This is a genomic window from Streptomyces sp. NRRL S-87, from assembly GCF_000719335.1.
Lineage (GTDB): Bacteria > Actinomycetota > Actinomycetes > Streptomycetales > Streptomycetaceae > Streptomyces.
On the sequence record NZ_JOGB01000050.1, the window covers coordinates 20,861 to 39,727 of the forward strand.

Sequence of the window (18,867 nt, forward strand, 5' to 3'; positions counted from 1 at the left end):
GGGGCCCGCCGGCGATGGGAGAATGGCCGCGTGAAGGCCGATTACCAGGAGCTGGTGGACGAGATCTCGGCGCTGCTGGGCGCCCCGGCGACCCTGGAGAACCGGGACTTCCGCCTGATCGCCTTCGGCGCCCACGACAGCGACGACGACCTGGCCATGGACCCGGTGCGGACCCGCTCGATCCTGACCCGCCGGTCCACGGCGGCGGTGCGCAGCTGGTTCGAGGGCTTCGGGATCGCCCGGGCGACCGGGCCGGTACGGATCCCGGCGGCGCCGGACGCGGGGGTGTTCCGCGGGCGGATCTGCCTGCCGGTGCGCCACCGCGGGATCGTCCACGGGTACGTGTGGCTGCTGGACGCGGAGCCGGGGCCGGACCCGGAGCAGCTGGCGGCGGCCATGGAGGTGGCCGAGCGGATCGGCGTGCTCCTGGCGGACGAGGCGAAGGCCGGGGCGGACCTGTCGCGGGAGTTCCGGACCGTGCTGACGGCCGGGCGGGGCTGGCAGCGGGACATGGCCGCGGCCGCGCTGCGGGCGGCCCTGGGTGCGGCGGCGGACGGGCTGCACGCGCTGGTGTGCGTGGCCCCCTGGTCGGGTGAGGTGCCGGGGCCGGTGCCGGCCGTGGCGGCGATGGGCGTGGCGCCGTGGCGCGGCCCGCTCGCACCGGAGGGTCCGTCCGGCGGGGACGCCGGGGACGGCCGGCCGGGTGACGTGCCGGCCGACGACCGGGCACTGGCCCTGCTGGTCCGCCTCCGTACGGCCGACGCGCTGACCCCCGCCACGGCCGCCGCGGCCCGGGTGGCCGGGGCCGCCGGCGCGGGCGGGGCGGCCGCGGGGGTGTCGGAGCCCGTACGGGACCTCGCCGAGCTCGCCACCGCATGGCGGCAGGCCGCGGCGGCCGCCCGGGCGGCCCGCGCGCAGCCCCGGCTGGGCCCGGTGGCGCAGTGGTCGGCGATCGGCCCGTACCGGATGCTGGCGGCGCTCGGCCCGGCGGACGACCCGGCGACGCGCGCGCTGCTGAGCCCGGCCAACCCGGAGCTGGCCCGCACCGCCGAGGTGTTCCTCGACTGCGCCGGCCAGGCCGGGCGGGCGGCGGCGGCCCTGGGCATCCACCGGCAGACGCTCTACTACCGCCTCTCGCGGGTGGAGGCCCTCACGGGACTCGACCTCGACGACGGCGAGGACCGCCTGCTGCTGCACATGGCCCTGAAGGCGGCCCGGCTCGGTCCGTGAGCGGGCCGCCACCACGAAGCCCCCGGTCCCGCGAGTAGTTCGGCCACGGGACACTTCCGCAGCTCCGGGACGCCCCCGACCCCGTCAGGGCGCCGCCGCCCCCGTGATCGCGGCCAGGCCGCGGCGGAGCGGGTCGCCGTCCGCCGGGCGCTCGGGCCAGCGGGCGGCCACGTGGCCGTCCGGCCGGACGAGCAAGGCTCCGGACGGTCCGATGCCGCAGGCGTCGAGGTGCTCGCCCGGCAGGGGCTCGACGCGCAGCGGCACGGGTCCGTCGTCCCGTCCCGCCCAGCCCGCGGGATCGGGGGTGAACAGGGTGAACCACTCCCCGAGGGCGTCGATCGTGGACCGGCCGTCGGCCGTCCAGAGGTGGGGCATGCGTCGACCCGGCCCGGCGGTGGGCACGTACTCGACGGACGGAACGGACTGAACGGACGGAACGACCGGAACACCGTCCGCCCCCTCGCGCGCGACCGGCACACCGTCCACCCCCTCGCGTAGCATTTCCTCCTCTTCACCCCCACCCACCAGCACCGCCTCGGAGCGGTAGGTGACGCCGAGCACCAGCCCGAGTTGCGCGAAGTACCGGTCCGACCAGGGGAGTTCGGCCGGCTCCGGCGGCGCTCCGCCGGCCCGGGCCTGCTCGCGCAGCCGGTTCTGCACCTGGACCAGCTGCCGGGTGTTGGCGACCGCCTCGTCGAGCGTCCGCCGGGCGACCGGTTCCCGTTCGGTCCCGTAGGTCTCCAGCACGCCCGGTCCGGCCCAGCCGCGGAGGACGCCGGCCAGCTTCCAGCACAGGTTGTGCACGTCGGCGATGCCGGCGTTCATGCCGAGCCCCCCGATGATGGGGACGGCGTGCGCGGCGTCCCCGGCGAGCAGGACCCGGCCGCGCCGGAACCGGTCGGCGACGAACGCGTTCATCACCCAGTGCTGGACCCGCAGAACCCGGGGGCCCGGGCCCGCACCCGAACCCGTACCCACGCCCAGGCCCCCGCCCGCACCCGCACCCGCACCCGCACCCGCACCCGCACCCAGCGCGTCGGCGACGAGTCGCGCCCAGTCCGTACCCGCCGTGTCCTCGGGGGTGGGGCCGAACCAGGCCCAACCCCCCTCGGGGTAGAGCGGCATGAACGACCCGTGCGCCGTGAAGTACACGCCGGCCGGCTGCCGGGCGCGCCACGGGCCGAGGTCGGCGTCGAACACGACGGTGGTGACGGCCCCCAACTCCCCCGGGCCGGTGGTGCCGATGCCCAACAGCCCCCGGACGGTGGAGTGCGCGCCGTCGGCGCCCACGACGTACCGGGCCCGGACCCGCGCCTCGGCGCCGCCCTCGCCGGCCCGGAGCACGGCCGTGACGCCGTCGCCGTCCTCGGCCAGGCCGGTCAGTTCGGCCCCGAACCGCACCGGCGCCCGGGCCGCACCGAGCAGCAGCGGTTCCAGCCGGTCCTGGGAGGTGACCACCCCCGTGACGGGGCTGACGGGGACCGGGTCGTGCACGCCGGCCATCGCCGCGGTGGCGAAGTCCCGGTCGTGCAGGGTGTCGCGGAAGCGGACCCGGCCGTACTCCGGCGCGAAGGCCCGGGCCGTGATCCCGGCGGCCAGCCCCAGCTGGCGGAAGATCTCCATCGAGCGCACGTTGACCAGCCGCGACCGCGGGAAGGGCGACAGCTCGCGGTGCTTCTCGACCACCAGCACCCGTACGCCCCACCGTTCCAGGAGCGCCCGGGCCGTGAGCCCGACCGGGCCGCCCCCGACGACCAGTACGTCCACCTCGCAGTCGCCGCCCGCCTCGGCCATGCCACGCTCCTCTGCCGCTCGTCCGGGGGCCGCCGGAGCCCCGTTCGCCCGCCGGAGATCCGGCCGAGCTCCCGTCCGCCCGCCGGAGATCCGCCGGGGGCCCCCTGTCCACCCGGGGACCCGCCGGGGCCCATCGGCCGCCCGCCCCATCGTGCGCACGGGACGGCCGGGTGGCCGTGCAGGCGCGGCGGCCCGCACTCCCCAGGCGGCCGGGTGCCGACCGGACGGGTCAGCGCGCCCGGATCCCCGGCATGGCGACCGGACCGCCCGTGTGCGCGTCCACCGGCGTCCGCCCCGCCAGCGGGCTGGCCAGGGTGACCTCGACCGTCTGGTGGAGCAGGACGGCCGGGCAGTTGCCGGACCCGCCGCGCCGCGCCGGCTCCGCCCCAGCCTCGAGCACCACCGCGTCGATCCCCTCGAGCACGTCCACCCGCGCGCCCCCGTCGCACGCCCCGTGGCCCGCGGAGAGCGTGAGGACCCGTCCGTCGGCCGAGACCGACACCAGCGACAGCGCCGACGCGCTCGGACCGGCGGGCCCGATCGGGGCCTTGGGGACCGGCGAGGGGTCGACCGCGACGCGCACGAGCGGGGTGTCGTACCCCGCCACGGTGAACTGCCAGGCCGGCACCCGGGCCGGACCGCGGCTGGTGCGCACGGCCAGCTCCCCCAGCTCCGCCCGCGTGACGACCAGCGACCCCTCCCCGCCACGGCCGGCGCCGGGGCCGGTTCCACGGCCCGCGCCACGCCCCCCGCCGGGCGCCAGGGCGCGGTACGCCTCGACGGCCGGCATCACCGGCAGCTCCAGGGTCCTGCCGTCCGCCCACCGGACGGTCCCCGGCACGGACGGGACCGTGAACGCCGGGTCGGACCGGAACACCAGGTCCTGCCGCTCGTACGCCCGCCGGTCCGCCGCGCTGCGCCAGCCCCCCGCGGGCAGCCTGACGAGCGGGTCGAGCGGGAAGAACCCGTCGCGCCAGGCCCGTGCGGCCAGTGAGGCGTCCCAGGCGCGGGCCACCTGCCAGATCCGCGGCCCGGTGTCGGGACCTTCGCCCGGGTACCGCTCTTCGCTGCGGTACGGACCGGAGCAGCCGGCGAGCAGCGCGCCCACCGCCAGCGCCGCGGCGAGCGTCCGCGCGCGCCACCCCGACGACGTCCCTAACGACCTGCGTTCCACACCGTCCCCCTCACCCCGTACTGCCGCTACGGCCCTGGCCTGCTCCGGTAGTGGTTACCGGCCGGTCGGGGATGTGACGGGGCCGCCCCGCCCGCGGTTCCCGGCGCGCACGGGGGCGGTGGGCTCAGCCCCGCTCCGCCGCCAACTCGGCCGCGCGCCGCAGGCCCTGCGTGAGCTGCTCCGCGGTGACCGCGGCCTCGGGGGCGAACATCCGCTGGATCATCACTCCGCCGAGGAGCGCCTGGTAGAAGGCGCCGAGGGTGACGACGTCCTCCTCGGTGACGTCCTCCTCGGGCACTCCGGTGAACGTGGCCACGAGTCCCCTGCGCCCCTCCTCCTGGGAGGAGACGAGCAGCGCGCGCAGCTCCGGGAGGCGGTCGTCCTGCATCGCCACCTCGAGGTTCGCCCGCCACAGCGGCCGGGTCGCCTCCTCGGTGCTCAGGAAGGACTCCCACAGCGAGCGGAAGCGCTCCAGCGAGCCCCCCTTCCCCTCCGCGGCGCCGGCCGAGGGCATGACCGAGTCGCCCCACTCCTCCATCAACGCGAGGAAAGCCTGCATCAGCAGGGCGTCCTTCGAACCGTAGTGGTAGCCGATCGAGGCCAGGTTCGCGCCCGAGGCGTTGACGATGTCGCGTGCGGTGGTGCGCACGAAGCCCTTGTCCATCAGGCACTTCTTCGCGCCGTCGAGCAGATCTTCCTTGTGTCCCATGGGTCCGAGCCTAGCGCCGACCCGTACGAGCGTCACAGACAGACGTTCCATACATCCGTCATAGACAAGCGTTTATGACGTCTGTACATTTCTCGGCATGACGAACTCCGCCGCACGACGCGCCGGCCGCCGGGAGTGGACCGCCTTCACCGTCCTCCTGCTGCCCCTGCTCCTGGTCTCCATGGACGTCTCCGTCCTGTACTTCGCGGTCCCCTCCATCACCCGCGAGCTCGACCCGACGGCGACCCAGCAGCTGTGGATCTTCGACAGCTACGGCTTCGCCCTGGCCGGACTGCTGATCACGATGGGCTCGCTCGGCGACCGGATCGGCCGCCGCAAGCTCCTCCTCCTGGGCGCCGGCGCCTTCGGCCTCGCCTCCGTGGCGGCCGCGTACGCCCAGAGCGCCGAGATGCTCATCGCCGCCCGCGTGCTGCTGGGCGTCGGCGGGGCCACGCTGATGCCCTCGACCATGGCCCTGGTCCGCAACCTCTTCCAGGACGATGCCCAGCGCTCGAAGGCCGTCGGCATCTGGTCCGCGGCGATGGCCGGCGGCGTGGCCCTCGGCTCGGTCTTCAGCGGCCTGCTGCTGGAGCACTTCTGGTGGGGCTCGGTCTTCCTGGTGAACGTCCCGGCGATGGTGCTGCTGCTCGTCCTCGCCCCGGTCCTGGTCCCGGAGTTCAAGGACCCCGCGCCCGGCCGCTTCGACCTGCTGAGCGTGCCGCTGTCGACGGGCGCTGTGCTGCCGGTGGTCTACGGGCTCAAGGAGCTGGCCGCCGAGGGCTTCGAGGCCCGGTACGCCGCCTGCATCGCGGCCGGTCTGGCCGTGGGTGCGCTCTTCGTCCTGCGCCAGCGGCGCCGCCGGGACGCGATGATCGACCGGGCGCTGTTCCGCCACCGCGGCTTCGGAGCCGGCATCGGCCTCAACACCGTCGCCGCCTTCGGGATGATGGGCTCCGCGTACTTCAGCACCCAGTACCTGCAGTCCGTGCTCGGCATGGCCCCGCTGGAGGCGGCGCTGTGGAGCCTGGCCCCGTCCGTGGCCGTCGGCGCCACCGCCCCGATCGCCACGGGCGTCGCCCGGAAGGTGGACCGGGCGTACGTGATCGCCGCCGGCTTCGCCCTGGCCGCGGCCGGATTCGTCCTGCTCACCGGCGTCGGGACCGACTCGCTGTGGCTGGTGCTGGCCGGCTGTGCGGTGCTCGCCTCGGGCATGGTCACCGTGATGGCCCTGGTCTCCGACATGGCCCTGGCCACCGCCCCCGCGGAGAAGGCCGGTTCGGCCGCCTCGCTGCTGGAGACCGGCCAGGAGTTCGGCGGCGCCCTGGGGATGGCCGCCCTCGGCAGCCTCGGCACCGCGGTCTACCGCTCCGACCTCGCCGGGGTCGAGCCGGCGGCGGCCCGGGAGACCCTGGGCGGTGCGGTGGCCGCGGCCGGGCAGCTCGGCGGACGCGCCGGCGACACCCTGCTGGCCCTGGCCCGCGAAGCCTTCGTCCACGGCATGCAGTACATGGCCTTCGGCACGGCGGCCCTGCTGCTGGCCACCGCGGTCGTCACCGCCTCCCTGCTGCGCGACCGCGGCGCCCAGGGCGACCCGGCCACCCCCCCGACCGCCACCCCGACCGCCCCCGCCACCGATCCCGCGGCGGACCCGGCCGACGGGGCCGCCCGCCCCACCCACGCCGCCTGCTGACGCTGACCCGCGCGCCCGCGGCGGGTGCCGGGGGCACGCAGACACGGAGACACGCAGACACGCAGACACGCAGAAGGGCCCGGGATCACCCGGGCCCTTCTCCGTCGTCCTGCGTACGGCCGGATCAGCCGAGGTTGACCGACCGCGCCGAGGCGGCGCCGATCTCCTCCGCGATCTCCGCGAGAACGCCCGCCGGTACGGTGTCGTCCACGGTCAGCACCGCGAGCGCCTCGCCGTGCTCCTCCGCGCGCGCCACCTGCATGCCGGCGATGTTCAGCCCGGCCTCACCGAGGACCCGGCCGACGGTGCCGACGACACCCGGGCGGTCCTGGTAGCGCAGCACGACCATGTGGTCGGCCAGCGACAGGTCCACGTCGTAGCCGCCGATGCCGACGATCTTCTGCAGGTGCTTGGGGCCGGCCAGCGTGCCGGAGACGGCCACGTCCTGGCCGTCCGCCAGGGTGCCGCGCACGGTCACCACGTTGCGGTGGTCCGGCGACTCCGAGCTGGTGGTCAGGCGTACCTCGACGCCGCGCTCCTGCGCGAACAGCGGGGCGTTGACGTACGACACGGTCTCGTCGACCACGTCCTCGAAGACGCCCTTGAGCGCGGAGAGTTCGAGCACCTTGACGTCGTGCTGGGTGATCTCGCCGCAGACCTCGACGTCGAGGCGGACCGCAACCTCGCCCGCGAGGGCGGTGAAGATGCGGCCGAGCTTCTCGGCGAGCGGCAGGCCCGGGCGTACGTCCTCGGCGATGACGCCGCCCTGGACGTTCACCGCGTCCGGCACCAGCTCGCCGGCGAGCGCGAGGCGCACCGACTTGGCGACGGCGATGCCGGCCTTCTCCTGGGCCTCGTCGGTGGAGGCGCCCAGGTGCGGGGTGCACACGACCTCGTCGAGCTCGAACAGCGGGGAGTCCGTGCAGGGCTCCTTCGCGTACACGTCGAGGCCGGCGCCGGCGACGCGGCCCTCCTTGAGGGCCGAGTAGAGGGCGGCCTCGTCCACGATGCCGCCGCGCGCGGCGTTGACGATGCGGACGGTCGGCTTGACCTTGTGCAGCGCCTCGTCACCGATGAGGCCGAGGGTCTCGGGGGTCTTCGGCAGGTGCACGGTGATGAAGTCGGCGACCTCGAGCAGCTCGTCGAGGGAGAGCATCTTGACGCCCATCTGGGCAGCGCGCGCGGGCTGCACGTACGGGTCGTAGGCGACGACCTTCATGCCGAACGCGGACATCCGCTGGGCGACCAGGACGCCGATGCGGCCGAGGCCGACGACGCCGAGCGTCTTCTCGCTGAGCTCGACGCCCGTGTACTTGCTGCGCTTCCACTCGCCGTTCTTCAGGGCGGTGTTGGCCTGCGGGATGTTGCGCGCGGTGGCGACCAGCAGACCGCAGGCGAGCTCGGCTGCGGTGACGATGTTGGAGGTCGGGGCGTTCACGACCATGACGCCGGCCTTGGTGGCGGCGGAGACGTCGACGTTGTCGAGGCCGACGCCGGCGCGGGCGACGACCTTGAGCTTCTTGGCGGCGGCGATGGCCTCCGCGTCGACCTTGGTGGCGGAGCGGACGAGGATCGCGTCGACGTCCACGACGGCGGGCAGCAGCTCCGCGCGGTCGGCTCCGTTGCAGTGGCGGATCTCGAAGTCGGGTCCGAGGGCCTCGACCGTGGCGGGCGACAGCTCTTCGGCGATGAGTACGACAGGTTTCGAGCTCACGTGGGTCCTCACAAGTCCAGTGCGGACGGCCGTCCCGACGGCCGCATGCGGTGGAGGGGGTAGCCGCGTGGAAGACGCACGACACTGTGGGCCTGACGCGTATGTGTTGAGCAGTGTAGTGGCGGACCGCCGCTTGTTTTCCGCCTGAGCGGAAGGATCACCCGTCCGTGGTTGGACGGCGTGGACAAGCGGGGTGGGGCGGCCCCCACCGCGGGGCCGGACCGGTCCGGCCGGAGCGGGCGGACGCCCAGGGACGGCGGGGCCGGGACGCGTACGCCCCGGCCCCGCCGCTCCGGATCAGCTCTCGTCGCTGTCGACCCAGCTCATGAGCTTGCGCAGCTTCTTGCCGGTGGTCTCCAGCAGGTGCTCGGAGTCGGCGTTCTTGTACTCGTTGTACTTCTTCAGACCGCCGTGGTACTCCTCCATCCAGGTCTTGGCGAAGGTGCCGTCCTGGATCTCGGCGAGGACCTTCTTCATCTCGGCCTTGGTGGCGTCGGTGATGACGCGCGGGCCGGTGATGTAGTCGCCCCACTCGGCGGTCTCGGAGACGGACCAGCGCATCTTCTCCAGGCCGCCCTCGTACATGAGGTCGACGATGAGCTTCAGCTCGTGGAGGCACTCGAAGTACGCGATCTCCGGCTGGTAGCCGGCCTCGGTCAGGACCTCGAAGCCGGCCTTGACCAGGGCGGAGGCGCCACCGCAGAGGACGGCCTGCTCACCGAACAGGTCGGTCTCGGTCTCCTCGGTGAACGTGGTCTTGATGACGCCGGCGCGGGTGCCGCCGATGCCGGCGGCGTACGACAGGGCCAGCGCGAAGGCGCTGCCGGTGAAGTCCTGCTCGACGGCCGCGATGCACGGCACGCCGCGGCCCTCCTCGTACTGGCGGCGGACCAGGTGGCCCGGGCCCTTAGGGGCGACGAGGGCGACGTCGACGTGGGCCGGGGGCTTGATGAAGCCGTAGCGGACGTTGAAGCCGTGGCCGAAGAAGAGCGCGTCGCCCTCCTTCAGGTTGTCCTTGATGGACTCCTCGTAGACCTGGGCCTGGATCGGGTCCGGGGTCAGGATCATGATGACGTCGGCCTCGGCCGCGGCCTCGGCCACGGAGACCACGCGCAGGCCCTGCTCCTCGGCCTTGGCCTTGGACTTGGAACCCTCCTGCAGGCCGACGCGCACGTCGACGCCGGAGTCGCGCAGCGACAGCGCGTGGGCGTGGCCCTGGCTGCCGTAGCCGATGACCGCGACCTTGCGGCCCTGGATGATGGACAGGTCGGCGTCGGACTCGTAGAACAGCTCGGCCACTGCGAAATCTCCTTGGTCTTGGTGCTTCTGCTTCCCACCGTACGGCGGGGGGCGGTGTTGCGGTCTACCGGTCTCGGTATACGGGCTCGGGGGGCCGGGCGCCCGTCGGACGGGGCCCGGCGTGGCGTCCGGCGTGGCGTCAGGCGCTGCGGTCGAGGGCGCGCAGGCTGCGGTCGGTGATGGAGCGGCCGCCGCGCCCTATGGCGATCGTGCCGGACTGGACGAGCTCCTTGATGCCGAAGGGCTCCAGCATCTTGAGCATGGCCTCCAGCTTGTCGGCGCCGCCGGTGGCCTCGATGGTGACGGCCTCCGGGGAGACGTCGACGGTCTTCGCGCGGAACAGCTGGACGATCTCGACGATCTGGGAGCGGGTCTCGTTGTCGGCGCGGACCTTCACCAGGACGAGTTCGCGCTGGATGGCGTGGGACGGCTCCAGCTCGACGATCTTGAGGACGTTGACCAGCTTGTTGAGCTGCTTGGTCACCTGCTCCAGCGGCAGGTCCTCGACGTTGACGACGATCGTGATGCGGGAGATGTCGGGGTGCTCGGTGACGCCGACCGCGAGGGAGTCGATGTTGAACCCGCGGCGGGAGAACAGGGCGGCGATCCGGGCGAGGATGCCGGGGGTGTTCTCGACCAGGACGGAGAGCGTGTGCTTGGACATGTGAGTCGTTCTCTCTTTCGCTCTTCGCTCAGTCACTCTTCGTTGTCGCCGAAGTCCGGGCGGACGCCACGGGCGGCCATGACCTCGTCGTTGGAGGTGCCGGCGGCGACCATCGGCCAGACCATGGCGTCCTCGTGGACGATGAAGTCGACGACGACCGTACGGTCGTTGATGGCGTTGGCCTCGGCGATGACCTTGTCCAGGTCGGCCGGGTCCTCGCAGCGCAGGGCGACGCAGCCCATGGCCTCGGAGAGCTTGACGAAGTCCGGGACGCGGGTGCCCTGGCGGGGCGCGGTGGACTCGCCGAGCTGGGAGCCGACGGTGGTGTGGCCGGTCTCGTCGGCGTGCAGGACGGTGTTGGAGTACCGCTGGTTGTAGAACAGGGTCTGCCACTGGCGGACCATGCCCAGCGCGCCGTTGTTGATGATCGCGACCTTGATCGGGATGTTGTTCAGCGCGCAGGTGACCAGTTCCTGATTGGTCATCTGGAAGCAGCCGTCGCCGTCGATCGCCCAGACGGTGCGCTCCGGCATGCCGACCTTGGCGCCCATCGCGGCCGGGACCGCGTAGCCCATGGTTCCGGCGCCGCCGGAGTTCAGCCAGGTGCGGGGCTCCTCGTAGTTGACGAAGTGCGAGGCCCACATCTGGTGCTGGCCGACGCCGGCCGCGAAGATGGTGCTCTTGGGCGCGAGCTCGCCGATGCGCTGGATGACCTGCTGCGGCGAGAGGCTGCCGTCCTCGGGCAGGTCGTAGCCGAGCGGGTAGGTGTCGCGCCAGCGGTTGAGGTCCTTCCACCAGGCGGTGTAGTCGCCGGCGTGGCCCTCGGTGTGCTCGGCCTGGACGGCCTGGACCAGGTCGGCGATGACCTCGCGGGCGTCGCCGACGATCGGGACGTCCACGGGCTTGTTCTTGCCGATCTCCGCCGGGTCGATGTCCGCGTGGATGACCTTGGCGTACGGGGCGAAGCTGTCGAGCTTGCCGGTGACGCGGTCGTCGAAGCGGGTGCCCAGCGCGATGAGCAGGTCGGCCTTCTGCAGGGCGGTGACGGCGGTGACCGCGCCGTGCATGCCCGGCATGCCGACGTGCAGCGGGTGGGTGTCCGGGAAGGAGCCCAGGGCCATCAGGGTGGTGGTGACCGGGATGCCGGTCAGCTCGGCCAGGACCTTCAGCTCGGCGGTGGCGCCGGACTTCATGACGCCGCCGCCCACGTACAGGACCGGGCGCTTGGCCTGGACCATGAGCTTGGCGGCCTCGCGGATCTGCTTGGCGTGCGGCTTGGTGACCGGTCGGTAGCCGGGCAGGTCCTGGGCGGGCGGCCAGCTGAACGTGGTCCGGGACTGCAGGGCGTCCTTGGAGATGTCGACCAGGACCGGGCCGGGGCGGCCGGTGGCGGCGATGTGGAAGGCCTCGGCGATCGTCTTCGGGATGTCCTCGGCCCTGGTGACCAGGAAGTTGTGCTTGGTGATCGGCATCGTGATGCCGACGATGTCCGCCTCCTGGAAGGCGTCGGTGCCGATCGCCTTGGAGGAGACCTGGCCGGTGATCGCGACCAGCGGGACGGAGTCCATGTGGGCGTCGGCGATCGGGGTGACGAGGTTGGTGGCGCCCGGGCCGGAGGTGGCCATGCAGACGCCGACCTTGCCGGTGGCCTGCGCGTAGCCGGTGGCGGCGTGGCCGGCGCCCTGCTCGTGCCGGACCAGGATGTGGCGGACCTTCTTCGAGTCCATCATCGGGTCGTACGCCGGGAGGATCGCGCCGCCCGGGATGCCGAAGACGGTGTCGCACCCCACCTCTTCGAGAGAACGGATGAGGGACTGCGCACCCGTGACGTGCTCGATCGCAGCGGTCTGCTGTCCGCCGGTACGGGCCCGCGGCTGCGGATGGTGGGCCCCGGAGGCCTGCTCGGTCATCGGCAATCTCTTCTCGAAGCTGAGGGTTTTTGCGTGGGTTTGGGTTTTGCCAGTGCAACAAAAAACCCCTCGTGCCTAAGGGCAAGCGAGGGGAGCGCGTCGGGTGCGTTGAGCGGGGTCGTGAACTGCCCAGCTTCAGCCGACGCGCTTTCCAAGTACGAGAATTCGGGTGCGCATGGCACTGACCCTCCCTCCGGCGGGAGGGGGATGTCAAGTAGGTGGGATGGACGTCTCACTATTTGAGCCCCTACGGAGTCCCCGCGGGACGCTCAGCGACCTGCCCGCCAGTGCGGGAAGGGCGGCCCCGCCGGGTACTGGAAACGTACCGCGCACGAGGGAGCGGCGCAGCCGGTATTCGTCCAAGGGGCCGGAGAAGGCCATGCCCAGGCCGTGGGTGCAGCCCATGGCGCGCAGCGCCAGGACCTGCTCGGGCAGGTCCACGCCCTCGGCCACGGACTCCATGCCCAAATCATTTGCAATACGCAACAAACCTGCGGTGATCTTGTGCAGCCGGGCCGATTCCACGACGCCCTCGACCAGCCCCCGGTCGAGCTTCAGCACGTCGACCGGCAGCCGACGCAGCGCACCGATGGCCGCGTACCCGCTCCCGAAGCCGTCGAGGGCGATCCGTACGCCGAGCCGGCGCAGCCCGGCCAGGCGCCGCTCCAGCTCGTCGAAGGCCACCCTGGGGTCGCTGTCGGCCAGCTCGATCACCAGCGCCCCCGAGGGCAGCCCGTGCCGGGTCAGGAGGGCTTCCACGGTGCCGGTGGGCGGCAGGGAGCGGTCCAGCAGTCGGTGGGCCGAGATCCGTACGGTCACGGGGGTCCCGTGGCCCGCGCGGTGCCGCTCGGCGGCCTGCTCGACGGCCTCCTCCAGCAGCCAGCGCCCCAGCTCGGCGGTCCGGCCCGGCTCGGGGCCGCCGTGCGGGTCGGCCGACTCGGCCACCCGGAGGAATTCGGCGGGGGTGAAGAGGAACCCCTGGGCGGAGCGCCACCGGGCCTGGGCGGCCACCGCGGTGACGGTCCCGGTGGCCAGCGAGACCACGGGCTGGTGCAGCAGGACGAACTCGCCGTCGTGCAGGGCGGTGCGCAGGCGGCCGGCGACCTCGGCCCTGCCGACCACCTCGGCCTCCATCTGCGGCGCGTACAGCTCCACGCGGTCCTTGCCGCCCGCCTTGGCCCGGTACATCGCGAGGTCCGCGTTGCGCATGAGGTCCGAGGGGCTGATGCCGGGATCGGCGAAGGCGACGCCGATGCTGGCGGCGACCCGGACCTCGCTGCCGGCGATCCGGTACGGCTGGGAGAGGGTGGCGCGCAGCCGCTCGGCGATCTCGTGCACCTGGTACTCGCGGGCGCTGCGGTCGCGGCTGCCGTCGCCCAGGATGAGGGCGGCGAACTCGTCCCCGCCGAGCCGGGCGGCGGTGTCCCCGGCGCGGACGGACTCGTGGAGCCGGCGGGCGGCCTCGATCAGCAGTTCGTCGCCGGCCTGGTGGCCGATGCTGTCGTTGACCGCCTTGAAGCCGTCGAGGTCGATGAAGAGCACGGCGCTCGAGTGGTCCCCGGCGCGGCGGCCGGTCAGCGCCTGGCGGACCCGGCGGGTGAACAGCGCCCGGTTGGGGAGGTCGGTGAGCGGGTCGTGCTCCGCGCTGTGCTGGAGCTGGGCCTGGAGGCGGACCCGTTCGGTGACGTCCCGGCTGTTGAGGATGAGCCCGCCCTGGTGGCGGTTGACGGTGGACTCCACGTTCAGCCACTCGCCGCTGCCGGACTTGAAGCGGCATTCGATGCGGGTGGTGGGCTCCTCGGCGGGCGGGGCGGCGAGGAAGCGGCGGACCTCGTGGACCACGCGCCCGAGGTCGTCGGGGTGGATCAGGGCGGACAGCTCGGAGCCGACGAGCTCCTCGGCCTCGCGTCCGTAGACCCCGGCGGCGGCCGGGCTGACGTACCGCAGTATCCCGGTGGGCGCGGCGATCATGATGACGTCGCTGGAGCCCTGGACCAGGGAGCGGAAGTGGTTCTCCTTCTGGGCCAGTTCCTGGGTGAGGGCGATGTTGTCGAGGAGCATGATGCCCTGGCGCACGACGAGGGCGAGGACCACGGTGCAGCCGGTGAAGACGACGACCCGGTCCACCCGGCGGCCGTCGACGACGTTGTAGAGGATGCCGAGCGTGCACACCGCGGCGGCGAGGTAGGGCGTCAGGGCGGGCAGCGAGCCGGTGATGGGCCGGCTGTGCGGGCGGGGACCGCGCGGGGGGCCGTCGTCTTCGTCGCCGTGCAGCAGCCGCCGGGCGCCCCAGGGGGCGTACGCGAGCAGCAGGGAGCCGGCGAACCAGCCGGCGTCGAGCAGTTCGCCGGAGCGGTATCTGGCGTGCAGCAGCGGGGAGGTGAACAGCGCGTCGCTGAGCACGGTCAGGGCGAGGGCGGCGATGGCCGTGTTCACGGCGGAGCGGTTGGCGGCCGAGCGCCGGAAGTGCAGGACGAGGACCATCGACACGAGCGCGATGTCCAGCAGCGGGTACGCGAGCGACAGGGCGGCCCGCGGTACGCTGCCGGACCCCTCGGAGGTGGCGCTCTGGGCGGTGTGGGCGAGGGCGAGGCTCCACGACAGGGTGAGCAGCGAGCCGCCGATGAGCCAGGAGTCGAGGGCGAGGCAGACCCACCCGGCGCGGGTGACGGGGCGCTTGGCGAGGACGAGCAGGCCGACGATCGCGGGGGGCGCGAAGCAGAGGAAGCAGAAGTCGGCGACGGAGGGGCTGGGCACCTCGCGCTCCAGGACGACCTCGTACCAGCCCCAGACCGCGTTGCCGCAGGCGGCCATCAGGGAGGAGAAGGCGAACAGGAGCCAGGCGGGGCGCTCCCTGCTGGGATTGGAGCGCGCGTAGTTGTAGCAGGAGACCGCGGCGAGCAGGGCGGCGGCGCTCAGTCCGAAGTCGCCCATGACGAGCGCGAGTTCCTCGGACCCCCAGCCGAGGGCGGCGCCGACGGCGTACCCTCCGCAGATCACGGCGAGGAGGAGTTGGGCGGCCAGGCCCCGGCCACCGCCGGACACCGGCGGGGGCTGGGCGAGGAGGGCCCCGGGGGCACTCACCGGGGCCCCAGCACCGGCATGGCCGGTTTCCGTGTGCGCGGATCGTTCGTCCATTGGCCGTGCATCGCCCGTCGCCCCCCAAAGTGTCCGATCACTCCCCAGCGCCGTACGTTCGCGGCGCAGCCCCTTGGCGGACGATACACCAGTTTCGTCACTCAGGGACATAGCACCTATACGCTGTGTTACTACTGTCGGAGTTGTGGACACCCTGTGCACTCGAACCGCTCCGGAGCGTACAGAATCGGGCTCATTCGGTGATCATTCGGTGACCAGTACGACGTTCTCCAAGGTCTCTCCGGTGACGAAGCGGGTGAGCTGGGCGGCCAGCAGCCGCTTGGCCCGTGGCTTGAAAGCGGAGGTGCTGCCCCCCACATGGGGCGTGATCAGGACGTGGGGAGCGTGCCACAGCGGGTGCCCGGCGGGCAGCGGTTCCGGGTCGGTGACGTCGAGCGCCGCGCGCAGCCGGCCCGACTCCAGCTCGGCGAGCAGGGCCTTGGTGTCGACGACCGGGCCGCGGGCGACGTTGACCAGCAGCGCCCCGTCCTTCATGCGCCCGAGGAACTCGGCCCCGGCCAGCCCCTTGGTGTCGGGCGTGAGCGGGGTCGACAGGATCACCACGTCCGCCTGCGGCAGCAGCGCGGGCAGGTCGGCGAGCGCGTGCACGGGCCCCCGGGCCGCGGTGCGGGCGCTCCGGGCGACCCGGACGACCTCCGCGCACTCGAAGGGGGCCAGCCGGTCCTCGATGGCGGCGCCGATCGAGCCGTACCCCACGATCAGTACGGACTTGTCGGCGAGCGCGGGGTAGAAGCCGGCCCGCCACTCCTCGCGGTCCTGGCCCCGCACGAACCCCGGCAGGTCCCGCAGCGAGGCCAGGACCAGCGCCAGGGTCAGCTCGGCGGTGCTGGCCTCGTGGACGCCGCGCGCGTTGCACAGCCGTACGCCGGACCCCAGGTCGGGCAGGCCGGGCTCGACGTGGTCTATCCCCGCGGACAGGGTCTGCACGACCCGGACCGAGGACATGGCGGGCAGCGGCCGGCAGGCGACCTCGGCGCCCTTCATGTACGGCACCACGTAGAAGGCGCAGTCGGCCGGATCGGCCGGGTACTCCGGCCCGCCGTCCCAGAAGCGGTACTCCGGGCCCTCGGGCAGGCCCGGGACCTCCTCGGGACGGAACGGCAGCCACACGTCAGTAGTCATGACCAGGAGGCTATGCGAACCGGCCACATGATCAGCGGATAGCTTTGGGTGGCGGTCACGGGGAGGGGTACGAGCAGGTGGAGCGCAGGACGTTGGGGGCGGCGGCGCTGGAGGCGGGTGCCATCGGCCTCGGGTGCATGCCGATGAGCTGGGGCTACTCGGCATCGCGCCGGCACGGGGAGGGTTCGCTGCGCACGGTGCACGCGGCGCTCGACGAGGGGGCGAACCTGCTGGACACGGCCGACATGTACGGGCCGTTCACGAACGAGCTCCTGCTGGGGCGGGTCCTCAAGGAGCGGCGCGCCGAGGCGTTCGTGTCGACCAAGTGCGGTCTCCAGGTGGGCGACCAGCACGTCGTGGTCAACGGACGGCCCGAGTACGTGCGCCGGGCCTGCGACGCGTCGCTGCGCCGGCTCCAGAGCGACGTCATCGACCTGTACCAGCTGCACCGGGCCGACCCGGACGTGCCGGTGGAGGAGACCTGGGGCGCGCTGGCCGGGCTGGTGTCCGCGGGGAAGGTGCGGGCGCTGGGCTTCTGTGCGGTGGACGCGCGGCCGCGGGAGACCCCGCGGGGCGCCGGGCGGGCCGGACGGGGTCCGGGGCGGCGCCCCGCGGGTGCGGCCCGTTACGCAGAGACGATTCACCAACTGGAGCGGGTCCAGCAGGTGTTCCCGGTCGGCGCGGTGCAGGCGGAGCTGTCCGTGTGGGCTCCCGAGGCGCTGGAGACGCTGCTGCCGTGGTGCGCGGCGCGCGGGGTGGGCCTGCTGGCGGCGCGGCCGCTGGGCAGCGGGTTCCTGACCGGGACGCTGACGCCGGGGCAGGGCTTCGAGCGCGAGGACGTACGGGCCCGGCACCCGCGGTTCACCGCGGAGGCGATGGCCGCGAACCAGCCGCTGGTGGCGGGGCTGCGGCGGGTGGCCCGGCGGCACGGACCGGAGGTGACCGCGGCGCAGGTGGCGCTGGCCTGGGTGCTGGCGCAGGGGCCGCACGTGGTTCCCGTACCGGGGGCGAAGCAGGCGCGGTGGGCGGTGGAGAACGCCCGGGCGGCGCGGGTGCTGCTGACGGCGGCGGACCTGGTGGAGATCGCGGGGCTGCCGGGGCCGGTGGGATCGTGGGACTGAGGTGTTCTCCGAGGTGGCGGGGATGGTCCGGAGTGGTCCGGATGTTCGAGGTGTACGGGCGGCGGCACGGGGGAAGTGAGCGAGCCATGCGCAGAGGAGTGCGGGGCGTTCTGAGGGCGGGGGCGCCGGCCGTGTGCGCGGCCCTCCTCGCGGCGGGCTGTACGGGTGCGGGGGGCGGCGGCGCCGGGGTCGCGACCCCGGCGGAGCGGTCCGCGACGGCCGTGCCGTCCCCGCCGAAGCCCTCGGCGTCCGCCACCGCACCCGCGGTGGCCGCCAAGGGCTCGGTGACGACGGGCCGGACCGTGGCCACCGAGCTGAAGACCCCCTGGGGGGTGGCCCCGCTGCCCGGCGGCGACCTGCTGGTGGGCTCGCGCGACGACGGCACGATCACGCGGGTGGACGGGCGGAGCGGCCGGCTCACCCCCGTCGGGGAGGTCTCCGGGGTCGAACCCGGCGGCGAGGGCGGCCTGTTGGGCCTGGCCCTCTCCCCCGACTTCGCCGCGGACCACCTGGTGTACGCGTACTTCACCACCGCGTCGGACAACCGCATCGCCCGCCTGATCTACGACGAGCGGCGCCCGTCCGGGCAGCAGCTCGGTGCCCCCGACACCATCCTCAGGGGCATCCCGAAGGGACTGATCCACAACGGCGGGCGGATCGCGTTCGGCCCCGACCGGATGCTGTACGCCGGCACGGGTGAGACCGGCAACGGGGACCTGGCCCAGGACAAGGCGTCGCTGGGCGGCAAGATCCTGCGGATGACCCCGGACGGCGAGCCGGTCCACGGCAACCCCGAGGCGGACTCGGTGGTGTACTCGTACGGGCACCGCAACGTGCAGGGCCTCGCCTGGGACGCCGAGCACCGGCTCTGGGCGGCGGAGTTCGGGCAGAACCGGTACGACGAACTGAACCTGATCGAGCCCGGCCGGAACTACGGCTGGCCGGTCGTCGAGGGCCGGGCCGGCCGCCCCGGGTACCGCGACCCGGTGGCCCAGTGGACCACCGAGGAGGCCTCCCCCAGCGGCATCGCGTACGCGCAGGGGGCGATCTGGATGGCCGGGCTCCGCGGCCAGCGGCTGTGGCGCGTCCCGCTCGACGGCGCCCGCGCGGCCGCCGCCCCCCAGGCCTTCCTGGAGCGCCGGTTCGGCCGCCTGCGCACGGTCCTCGCCACCGGCCCGGACGGACTGCTGCTCAGCACCAGCAACACCGACGGGCGCGGATCGCCGCGCCCGGGCGACGACCGGATCGTGGAACTGACGGTGCGCTGACGGACCTCGCGGA

Annotated in this window: 13 protein-coding genes; 4 read left to right on the forward strand and 9 right to left on the reverse strand. The window is 73.5% G+C overall.

Annotated elements, in window-relative coordinates:
* Positions 1 to 30: 30 nt before the first annotated feature.
* A complete protein-coding gene (locus tag IF43_RS0126820) occupies positions 31 to 1,230 on the forward strand; it encodes a helix-turn-helix domain-containing protein (protein WP_030205828.1) in 1,200 nt (399 codons plus the stop codon).
* 84 nt (positions 1,231 to 1,314) lie between these two features.
* Here the strand turns inward: IF43_RS0126820 and IF43_RS0126825 are convergent, their stop codons facing one another.
* The 3 genes from IF43_RS0126825 to IF43_RS0126835 all read right to left on the reverse strand — a co-directional run bounded on the left by IF43_RS0126825 (position 1,315) and on the right by IF43_RS0126835 (position 4,907).
* On the reverse strand, positions 1,315 to 3,024 hold the full coding sequence (locus tag IF43_RS0126825; RefSeq protein WP_030205831.1) for an FAD-dependent monooxygenase: 1,710 nt from the start codon (positions 3,022 to 3,024) through the stop codon (positions 1,315 to 1,317).
* A 229-nt stretch (positions 3,025 to 3,253) separates the two neighbouring features.
* Entirely contained in the window at positions 3,254 to 4,198 is a 945-nt protein-coding gene (locus IF43_RS0126830; RefSeq protein WP_030205846.1) for a hypothetical protein, read from the reverse strand.
* A gap of 124 nt (positions 4,199 to 4,322) precedes the next feature.
* Complete coding sequence (locus IF43_RS0126835) at positions 4,323 to 4,907, reverse strand: TetR/AcrR family transcriptional regulator (RefSeq protein ID WP_030205850.1); 585 nt, start codon at positions 4,905 to 4,907, stop codon at positions 4,323 to 4,325.
* 97 nt (positions 4,908 to 5,004) lie between these two features.
* On the opposite strand from IF43_RS0126835, the gene IF43_RS0126840 reads away from it, so the two are divergent.
* On the forward strand, positions 5,005 to 6,597 hold the full coding sequence (locus IF43_RS0126840; RefSeq protein ID WP_051796235.1) for an MFS transporter: 1,593 nt from the start codon (positions 5,005 to 5,007) through the stop codon (positions 6,595 to 6,597).
* A gap of 124 nt (positions 6,598 to 6,721) precedes the next feature.
* On the opposite strand, the gene serA is transcribed toward IF43_RS0126840, so the two are convergent.
* The 6 genes from serA to IF43_RS0126870 form a co-directional block, all read right to left on the reverse strand.
* Positions 6,722 to 8,311 carry a phosphoglycerate dehydrogenase gene (gene serA / locus IF43_RS0126845; RefSeq protein ID WP_030205855.1) on the reverse strand — a complete coding sequence of 530 codons (1,590 nt, stop codon included), beginning with the start codon at positions 8,309 to 8,311 and terminating at the stop codon, positions 6,722 to 6,724.
* Between the two features lie 297 nt (positions 8,312 to 8,608).
* The gene (ilvC, locus tag IF43_RS0126850; RefSeq protein ID WP_030205857.1) at positions 8,609 to 9,610 is read right to left on the reverse strand and encodes a ketol-acid reductoisomerase; all 1,002 of its coding nucleotides are present in this window, start codon (positions 9,608 to 9,610) and stop codon (positions 8,609 to 8,611) included.
* 139 nt (positions 9,611 to 9,749) lie between these two features.
* A complete protein-coding gene (gene ilvN, locus IF43_RS0126855; protein ID WP_030205858.1) occupies positions 9,750 to 10,274 on the reverse strand; it encodes an acetolactate synthase small subunit in 525 nt (174 codons plus the stop codon).
* Between the two features lie 32 nt (positions 10,275 to 10,306).
* Positions 10,307 to 12,184: an acetolactate synthase large subunit gene (locus IF43_RS0126860; RefSeq protein WP_030205859.1), complete on the reverse strand. Its 1,878-nt coding sequence runs from the start codon at positions 12,182 to 12,184 to the stop codon at positions 10,307 to 10,309.
* Positions 12,185 to 12,394: 210 nt separating this feature from the next.
* On the reverse strand, positions 12,395 to 15,268 hold the full coding sequence (locus IF43_RS0126865) for a bifunctional diguanylate cyclase/phosphodiesterase (RefSeq protein ID WP_030205860.1): 2,874 nt from the start codon (positions 15,266 to 15,268) through the stop codon (positions 12,395 to 12,397).
* Between the two features lie 258 nt (positions 15,269 to 15,526).
* The gene (locus IF43_RS0126870; protein WP_030205862.1) at positions 15,527 to 16,465 is read right to left on the reverse strand and encodes a 2-hydroxyacid dehydrogenase; all 939 of its coding nucleotides are present in this window, start codon (positions 16,463 to 16,465) and stop codon (positions 15,527 to 15,529) included.
* Positions 16,466 to 16,542: 77 nt separating this feature from the next.
* On the opposite strand from IF43_RS0126870, the gene IF43_RS0126875 reads away from it, so the two are divergent.
* Complete coding sequence (locus tag IF43_RS0126875) at positions 16,543 to 17,586, forward strand: aldo/keto reductase (protein ID WP_030205865.1); 1,044 nt, start codon at positions 16,543 to 16,545, stop codon at positions 17,584 to 17,586.
* A gap of 86 nt (positions 17,587 to 17,672) precedes the next feature.
* On the forward strand, positions 17,673 to 18,854 hold the full coding sequence (locus IF43_RS0126880; protein ID WP_051796238.1) for a sorbosone dehydrogenase family protein: 1,182 nt from the start codon (positions 17,673 to 17,675) through the stop codon (positions 18,852 to 18,854).
* Positions 18,855 to 18,867 lie beyond the last annotated feature (13 nt).